The sequence below is a fragment of the Cellulosimicrobium cellulans genome (assembly GCF_001722485.1).
Lineage (GTDB): Bacteria > Actinomycetota > Actinomycetes > Actinomycetales > Cellulomonadaceae > Cellulosimicrobium > Cellulosimicrobium cellulans_A.
This window is the reverse complement of record NZ_LWGL01000148.1, coordinates 1-7,903: the sequence shown is the minus strand read 5'-3', so window position 1 is coordinate 7,903 and position 7,903 is coordinate 1. Positions and strand designations below refer to the sequence as shown.

Sequence of the window (7,903 nt, the reverse complement as noted above, 5' to 3'; positions counted from 1 at the left end):
CGCGGTGCCCGTCGAGAACCTGCTCCAGCCGGACGCGCTGCGCCGGCTGTGCTGGACGCCGCCGGACCCGCTCGACGCCGGGTCGGTCGCCGCGTTCCTGCGCGGCCGAGGCGCGCGCGAGTGGCAGGTCGGCCTCCTCGCGGAGCCGCTCGCGGCCGCGTTCGCCGCGCCGCAGGGCGGGTAGGGTCGGGGCCGTGCACGACGCGAACCTGACGATCCGGACAGTCACCGACCGCACGGCCTGGGACGCCGAGGTGAACGCCCTCGGCGGTCACCCCCTCCAGCTGTGGGGCTGGGGCGCGGTCAAGGGCGCGGGCGCGTGGCGCCCGCACCGGCTGCGCGTCACCGGTCCGGACGGCGCGGTCGTCGGGCTCGCCCAGGTGCTCGAGCGCCGCCTGCCGGCCCAGTTCAAGGCCCTCAGCTACGTGCCCCGCGGCCCGGTCGTCGTGGGCGACGCGGACGGCACGACCGACGCCGCGACGCGGTCGGCGGTGACGCGCGCCGTGGTGCGGTGGTGCCGGGACACCGTGGGCGGCGTCGGCGTGACGCTCGAGCCGGACTGGGACGCCGGCACACCGCTCGACCTGCCCGGGTCGCAGCCCGCGGTGAACCCGGTGCTCTACCCGACGACGCTCATCCTCGACCTGCGCCGCAGCGACGACGAGCTCATGGCGGCCATGGCGAAGAAGACCCGCCAGTACATCCGCAAGTCGCAGCGCGAGGACCTCGAGTTCCGCTCGGTGACGACCGCCGCCGAGCTCGACGCGTGCCTCGCGATCTACCGCCTCACCGCCGAGCGCGCCGGCTTCGGCCTGCACGACGACGACTACTACCGCCTGGTCGCCTCCGAGCTGGGCGAGCACTCCCCCGTCTTCGCGGCGTTCGCCCGGTCGACGCCGGACGGCCCGCACGACCGGCCCGTGGCGTTCGTGTGGTTCGCGGCGTCGGCGCGCACGTCGTTCGAGCTGTACGGCGGCATGGACGACGAGGGCCAGCGGCTGCGCGCGAACTACGGGCTCAAGTGGCACGCGATCACGGCGATGCGCGAGCGCGGCGTCGTGCGCTACGACGTCAACGGCCTGCTCAACGACGGCATCTCCACGTTCAAGCGCGGCTTCGCCAGCCACGAGGACGAGCTCGCGGGCAGCATCGACGTGCCGTTCTCGATGTGGTACTCCGCCTGGAACAAGGGGCTGCCGACGGCGAAGAAGGTCGTGCGCAGGCTGCGCGGGGGCCGCTGAGCCTGCCGGTCAGGCGACGATCTCGATCGCGACGAACGGATCCTTGGCGCACCCGATCGTCGGATCGATGTCGCAGACGGTGTCGGCACCGACGAGATTCACGGAGACCTCGGCTCTGCCGAGCGGGACCTCGTCCGGCAGACGCACGGTGCCCTCCGCGTCCCCGTCGGAGCCCGGGTCCAGGAGGCCGAGGGACGCGGAGTAGAGACCGTCGTCCGGGTCCTCGGCGGACGTGTCCGAGGTGATCCAGACCTCGTACCGCGCGCGGGCGGGCATGCGCGACTCGCAGTCGACCCCGTCCACGTCCCCGGCCACCGCGAGGTTCAGCTCGGCGCCAGGAGCGACGCTCTGCGGTGTCACGACCGGGTCGTCGGGCCGGCAGTACGCGGTCCGCGAGGTGGGGTCGAGGACCGCGCACCCGACGGTCACCATCAGGAGCAGGACGACTCCCGGCGCTGCACGAAGACCTCTTCGTCCGACGGTGGGCACGGGGGTCAATCGATCCGCCGCGGGGCGAGGGCCCCGAGGCGCAGCCGTGGTCGCCTCGGCCCCACGGGCGTCCTCCGCCTGTGCCCCGAGGCGGCGGAGACCGGGTATCCCCTTCGCGATACCGAGTCTCGCCATGCCGTAGCATCGGTCTCGTACTTTCCCGATACCCGCGGTAGCGTGTATCACCGAGCGGTGTCGCTCCGGACACCGCCGTCCCGACCATCTGAACCGGCCCACCACGACCGGACCACCCGACCGGATGGAGATGCCATGACCGTGGCCGACACCGCGGCCGAGACCTCGGCCTCAGAGCGCGCCGGCACGCACGCCGCCGCCCCGGCGCACGCGCCCACGCAGGCGGCGCGACGGCGCGCCGTGCGCGACGTCGTGTTCGTCGAGGGCGTGCGCAGCCCCTTCGGCAAGGCCCGCCCCGACGGGATCTACGCCGAGACGCGCGCGGACGACCTCGCGGTGAAGACGATCCGCGAGCTGCTGCGCCGCCGGCCCGAGCTGCCCGTCGAGCGCGTCGACGAGGTCGCGCTCGCCGCGACGACGCAGACGGGCGACCAGGGCCTGACCCTCGGCCGCAGCGTCGCCGTGCTCGCGGGGCTGCCGAGGTCGGTGCCCGGCTTCGCGATCGACCGCATGTGCGCGGGCGCGATGACCGCGGTCACGACGACCGCGGCGAACGTCGCGGTGGGCGCGCAGGACGTCGTCGTCGCGGGCGGCGTCGAGCACATGGGCCACCACCCCATGGGCGAGGGCTCGGACCCGAACCCGCGCTTCGTCGCGGAGAAGCTGGTCGACTCCTCGGCGCTCGTCATGGGCGCGACCGCGGAGAACCTCCACGACCGCTACCCGCACCTGACGAAGGAGCGCGCCGACGCGTACGCCGTCGCGAGCCAGGCCAAGTACGCCAAGGCCCTCGCGAACGGCGACATCGCGCCCGACCTCGTGCCGGTCGCGACCCGGTCGGCCGAGCTCGGCTGGGGCCTGGCCACCGCCGACGAGCTGCCCCGCCCCGAGACCACGGTCGAGGCCATCCGCGACCTCAAGACGCCCTTCCGCCCGGGCGGCAAGGTCACCGCCGGCAACGCCTCGCCGCTCACCGACGGCGCGACGGCCTGCCTGCTCGCCGCGGGCGACGTCGCCGACGAGCTCGGCCTGCCCGTGCGCATGCGCCTCGTCGCGTACGCGTACGCGGGCGTCGACCCCGAGGTGATGGGCATCGGCCCCGTCCCCGCGACCGAGCGCGCGCTCGCGTCCGCCGGCCTGACGATCGACGACATCGGCCTGTTCGAGATCAACGAGGCGTTCGCCGTCCAGGTGCTGGCGTTCCTCGACCACTTCGGCATCGCCGACGACGACGAGCGCGTCAACCTCTACGGCGGCGCGATCGCCGTGGGCCACCCGCTCGCGTCGTCCGGCGTGCGCCTCATGACGCAGCTCGCGCGCCAGTTCGAGCAGCACCCCGAGGTGCGCTACGGCCTGACGACGATGTGCGTCGGGCTCGGCATGGGCGGCACGGTGATCTGGGAGAACCCGCACCACGCCGACTACTCGGGCCACACGACCGCCGCGACCACCGTCGAGCACGAGGGAGACCGCTGACCATGAGCGAGACCACCAGCCAGGCGACCGACGCGTCGGCGGGCAAGGCCGGCACGACGTCGTCCGACCAGACCATCGCGCCGGAGCCCTCCGCCCCGCGCGACGGCGGCGCGTCCGCGCGCGGCGAGCGGGTCACGCACTCCCTCGTGCGCGACGTCGCGCTGCCGGGCGGCACGGGCACCCTCGCGCTCCTCACGCTCGACAACGGGCTCGACCACACCAAGCCCACGACGCTCGGGCCGCAGGGCCTCGCCGAGCTGCACGCCGCGCTGCAGCGCCTGGAGCGCCGCGCGGCCGACGGCGAGATCGTCGCCGTCGCGGTGACCGGCAAGCCGTACTTCCTCGCCGCCGGCGCCGATCTCACGCAGGCGGCCGCCGTGCAGACGCACGACGACGCGCTCGCGCTCGGGCGTGCCGGCCACGCCGCGTACTCGATCCTCGGCGGGCTGCGCGAGCGGACCGGCGTGCCGACGTTCGCGTTCGTCAACGGCGTCGCGCTCGGCGGCGGCCTCGAGATCGCGCTCAACTGCGACTACCGCACGGTCGCGTCCGACGCCGGGGCGCTCGCCCTGCCCGAGGTCGGCCTCGGGCTCGTCCCCGGCTGGGGCGGCGCGTACCTCGTGCCGCGCCTGATCGGCGTCCAGGACGCCATGAAGGTCATCCTCGAGCGCCCGGCGGCGAACAAGCCGTTCAAGGCCCGCGAGGCGCTCGAGACCGGCCTCGTCGACGCGCTGTTCGACGCGCCCGACTTCCTCGAGTCCTCGATCCGCTGGGCCGAGGCGGTGCTGCGCGGCGACGTCGTGGTCGAGCGGCGCGAGCTCGACCCGCAGCCGGTGTGGGACGCCGTCGTCGACGCGACGCGGCAGCGGCTCGACGCGGTCGTCGCAGGCTCGCGGCCCGCGCCGTACCGGGCGCTCGACCTGGTCGCCGCGGCGCGCACCGCGACGAAGGAGGAGGCGTTCGCCGCGGAGGACGTCGCGCTCGCCGACCTCATCATGAGCGACGAGATGCGCGCGAGCGTCTACGCGTTCCAGCTCGTGTCCAAGGGGAAGAAGCCCCAGGGCGCGCCCGACCCGAAGCTCGCTCGCCCGGTGACGCGCGTCGGCATCGTCGGCGCCGGGCTGATGGCCGCGCAGATCGCGCTGCTGTTCGCCCAGCGCCTGCAGGTGCCGGTCGTCATGCGGGACCTCGACCAGGAGCGGGTGGACAAGGGCCTCGGCTACGTCCGCTCGACGGTCGAGAAGCTCGTCGGCTCCGGACGCATGTCGCGCGACGTCGGCGCCCGCGTCGTGGCGTCCGTGCACGGCACGACCGAGCTCGGCGACTTCGCCGGCTGCGACGTCGTCGTCGAGGCGGTCACGGAGATCCTGCCGCTCAAGAAGAAGGTGTTCGCCGAGCTCGAGGACGTCGTGGGCGAGGAGACCGTCTTCCTCACCAACACGTCGGCGCTGTCGGTGACCGAGATGGCGGCCGACCTGCGCCACCCCGGTCGCGTCGTCGGGATGCACTTCTTCAACCCCGTCGCGCAGATGCCGCTCGTCGAGATCATCCAGGCGGCGAAGACGGACGACTCCGCGCTCGCCACCGCGTTCGCCATGACGAAGAAGCTCCGCAAGACCGCGGTGCTCGTCGCGGACCGGCCCGGGTTCGTCGTCAACCGCCTCCTCATCCTGCTCATGGCGAAGATCGTCGAGGCGGTCGAGAACGGCACGCCGGTCGAGGTCGCCGACCGCGCCGTCGCACCGCTCGGCCTCCCGATGCCGCCGTTCGCGCTGTTCGACCTCGTCGGGCCGGCGGTCGGCCTGCACGTCCTCACGTCGCTGCGCGAGGACCTCGGCGACCGCTTCCCCGAGTCCCCCGGGCTGCGGCGCATCGTCGACGAGCAGATCCCCGTCGTGCTCGACGCGCCGAAGGGCCTGCCGAAGCCGGTCGACCCGGCGATCCAGCGGGTCTTCGGCACGGGCGATGCCGGGGGCCGGTCGGACGGCGCTGCACCGCTCGACGAGGCGGGCGTGCTCGACGCCGTGCTCACGGCGCTGACGCAGGAGATCGGCCTCATGCTCGACGAGGGCGTGGTCGCGAGCCCGTCGCAGGTCGACCTGTGCATGATCCTCGGCGCCGGGTGGGGCTTCCACCTCGGCGGGATCACGCCGTACCTGGACCGCACGGGCTACTCCGAGAAGGTCCTCGGACGGCGCTTCCTGCCGGACGGCGTCGCGAACGTCCCGGCCGGCGCGTCGCGGCGAGCCTGACCTCCCGGCCGTCGCCCGCTCGCCGGGCGGCGGCCGGGGTCAGTCCCAGGTCATCCGGACGACCTCGAACGCCACGGCGTGCGTGACGCCGAGCGCCGAGCCCGTCGGTCCCGTCATCGAGGCGAGGAACGCGGCCGGGTCGAAGTCCTGCCAGCCGAGGCCGTCGAGGTAGGCCTGGTGCGCGCGCAGCGACGCGACACCGGCGTCGAACGTCTCGCTCACGTCGACGGCGTGCGTGGGCACAGGCGATCCCGCGACCCAGACCTGCCGGACGCCGCCCCACGGCTCGATCCCCTCGACCTCCACCTGGTCGCGGAAGACCCAGCGGTTGCCGGCGTCCCGCACGGCGTCGAGGACGGCGCGCCCTGTCGCCATGTGGTCCGCCTGGTTCGGCATCCCGCCGGGGAACGTCTCGCGGTGGTTGCCGGTGATGACGACGTCCGGACGGTGCCGGCGCACGACGCGGGCGATCTCGCGGCGCAGGGGCACGCCGTACTCGAGCACGCCGTCGGGCAGCCCGAGGAACTCCACCTCGTCGACGCCCACGAGCCGCGCCGACTCGACCTGCTCGGCCTCCCGGACGCCGCGCGCGACGTCCGGGTCCATGCCGTCGATGCCCGCCTCGCCGCTCGTCACCATGCAGTACACGACGCGCTTGCCCTGGCCGGTCCAGCGCGCAACGGCGGCGGCCGCGCCGAACTCCATGTCGTCGGGGTGCGCGACGACCGCGAGCGCCGTCGTCCAGTCCTCGGGCAGCGGCGCGAGGGGCCCGCGCGCCTCGTCGGGGGTGCTCATGGGGCCACGCTAGGGGCTCGCTCCCCCGGCCTCATGTCGAGACGGGCGCGTCCTCGACCGAGGTGACGGCGGGGTCGGCGACGAGGCGGGCGCGCTCGGCCGCCACGATGGTCCGTGCGAGCTGCGCCTCGGACACGTCCACCGCGCCGGCGACCTCCTCGGCGAGCGCGCTGCGGCGCGCGTAGGCGTCGAAGAGCCGGGCCTTGGTGTCGAGGATCCGCAGGAGGTGCTCGTCGACGGTGGCCGCGGTGAGCAGGCGGTGCACCTGCACGGTCTCGACCTGCCCCATGCGGTGGGCACGCGCGATCGCCTGGGCCTCGGTCGTGGGCTTCGTCTGCGGCTCGCACAGGACGACGACGGACGCCGCCTGGAGGTTGAGCCCGACTCCTCCGACGTCGATCTGGCTCACGAGCGCACGCGGCACGGCCGACGCGGTGAACTCGTCGACGACCGTCTGGCGCACGGTCGCGGGGACGGACCCGGTGAGCGGGCGCAGCGCGAGGTCGCCGAGCGCCGTGGCGACGAGGTCGACGACGTCGCGGAAGAACGAGAACACGACGACCTTGCGGCCGTTCTCCGCGGCCTCGGTGACGATCTCGACGAGGCGGCGCACCTTGGCCGAGTCCTCCGGGTGCTCCACGGCGAACGCGGCCCGGCGCATCGCCATGAACTCCCCCGCCGCGACGGCGCGCCGGTAGGCGGCGCCGTCGACGGACCCGAGCTCCTCCCACTCGTCGACCTGGACGAGCTCGGGCAGCTCCTCGAGCACGTCCTCGGCGTTGCGGCGCAGGTACGCGGGCGCGACGGCGCGCCGGAACACCTCGGGACCGGCCGCCCCGGCAGCGGCGTCAAGGTCGGCGGCGAGCGCGGGCTGCAGGTAGCCGACGAGCGTGCGGAACTCCTCGACGCGGTTCTCCATCGCGGTCCCGGTGAGGAGGAGTGCGTGCGGCGTACGGGCCGCGAGCGCCGCGACCGCGACGGACCGCTTCGCCTCCGGGTTCTTCACGTAGTGCGCCTCGTCGACGACGACCACGGCCGGGGCGGCCTCGGTGAACGTCTCGACGCCGGCGTCGCGCAGGCCGGCGAACGTCGTCACGGCGACGCCGCCGCCCGAGCGCCACGCCGCGGTCGCCTCCTCGCGCGACGCGCCGTGCAGGGCGTGCACGGGCAGGTCGGCGTGGGCGCGCAGCTCGCGCACCCAGCCCGTGAGCACGCTCGCGGGGCACACGACGACGGCGTGCGTGGCACCGCCGGCGACGAGGTGCGCGATCACCGCGATGGCCTGGACGGTCTTGCCGAGGCCCATCTCGTCGCCGAGGACGACGCGACGCTGGGCGAGGGCGAACCGTGCTCCGAACGCCTGGTAGCCGCGCAGCGAGACGTGCAGCAGCCACGCGTCCCACGCGTCGGCCGGCAGCGCGAGCGGCATCCGGTCGTGGATCTCGGCGAGGTCGGGGGCCGCGTCGGTCGTGATGATCGTCGTCGAGACGAGCCAGCGGGCCGGGTCGTCGTCGG

The 7,903-nt window shown here is 74.4% G+C and carries 6 protein-coding genes and 1 pseudogene; 4 read left to right on the top strand and 3 right to left on the bottom strand.

The annotated features are described in order from the left end of the window. Positions 1–184: pseudogene (locus JZ5iCDA_RS13825) on the top strand (ribonuclease D); the annotation flags it as partial. Between the two features lie 10 nt (positions 185–194). After that, positions 195–1,241, top strand: a complete 1,047-nt coding sequence (locus JZ5iCDA_RS13820) for a lipid II:glycine glycyltransferase FemX (RefSeq protein ID WP_083260022.1) — start codon at positions 195–197, stop codon at positions 1,239–1,241. Positions 1,242–1,250: 9 nt separating this feature from the next. Here JZ5iCDA_RS13820 and JZ5iCDA_RS13815 read toward each other — a convergent pair whose 3' ends face one another. After that, positions 1,251–1,673 carry a hypothetical protein gene (locus JZ5iCDA_RS13815; RefSeq protein WP_069387690.1) on the bottom strand — a complete coding sequence of 141 codons (423 nt, stop codon included), beginning with the start codon at positions 1,671–1,673 and terminating at the stop codon, positions 1,251–1,253. A gap of 327 nt (positions 1,674–2,000) precedes the next feature. Here JZ5iCDA_RS13815 and JZ5iCDA_RS13810 point away from each other — a divergent pair, with 327 nt between their 5' ends. Both JZ5iCDA_RS13810 and JZ5iCDA_RS13805 read left to right on the top strand, forming a co-directional pair. Then, complete coding sequence (locus JZ5iCDA_RS13810; protein ID WP_083260021.1) at positions 2,001–3,341, top strand: thiolase family protein; 1,341 nt, start codon at positions 2,001–2,003, stop codon at positions 3,339–3,341. Positions 3,342–3,343: 2 nt separating this feature from the next. Continuing rightward, a complete protein-coding gene (locus JZ5iCDA_RS13805) occupies positions 3,344–5,593 on the top strand; it encodes a 3-hydroxyacyl-CoA dehydrogenase NAD-binding domain-containing protein (RefSeq protein ID WP_083260020.1) in 2,250 nt (749 codons plus the stop codon). A gap of 39 nt (positions 5,594–5,632) precedes the next feature. Here JZ5iCDA_RS13805 and JZ5iCDA_RS13800 read toward each other — a convergent pair whose 3' ends face one another. After that, complete coding sequence (locus JZ5iCDA_RS13800) at positions 5,633–6,388, bottom strand: PIG-L deacetylase family protein (protein WP_069387689.1); 756 nt, start codon at positions 6,386–6,388, stop codon at positions 5,633–5,635. Positions 6,389–6,419: 31 nt separating this feature from the next. Next, on the bottom strand, positions 6,420–7,903 hold a 1,484-nt coding region (locus tag JZ5iCDA_RS13795), incomplete at its 5' end, for a DEAD/DEAH box helicase (RefSeq protein WP_139123117.1).

Coding starts and splice junctions, on each gene's coding strand:
- JZ5iCDA_RS13805 (WP_083260020.1), top strand. CDS start 3,344: ATGAGCGAGACCACCAGCCAGGCGACCGACGCGTCGGCGGGCAAGGCC.
- JZ5iCDA_RS13815 (WP_069387690.1), bottom strand. CDS start 1,673: ATGGTGACCGTCGGGTGCGCGGTCCTCGACCCCACCTCGCGGACCGCG.
- JZ5iCDA_RS13800 (WP_069387689.1), bottom strand. CDS start 6,388: ATGAGCACCCCCGACGAGGCGCGCGGGCCCCTCGCGCCGCTGCCCGAG.
- JZ5iCDA_RS13810 (WP_083260021.1), top strand. CDS start 2,001: ATGACCGTGGCCGACACCGCGGCCGAGACCTCGGCCTCAGAGCGCGCC.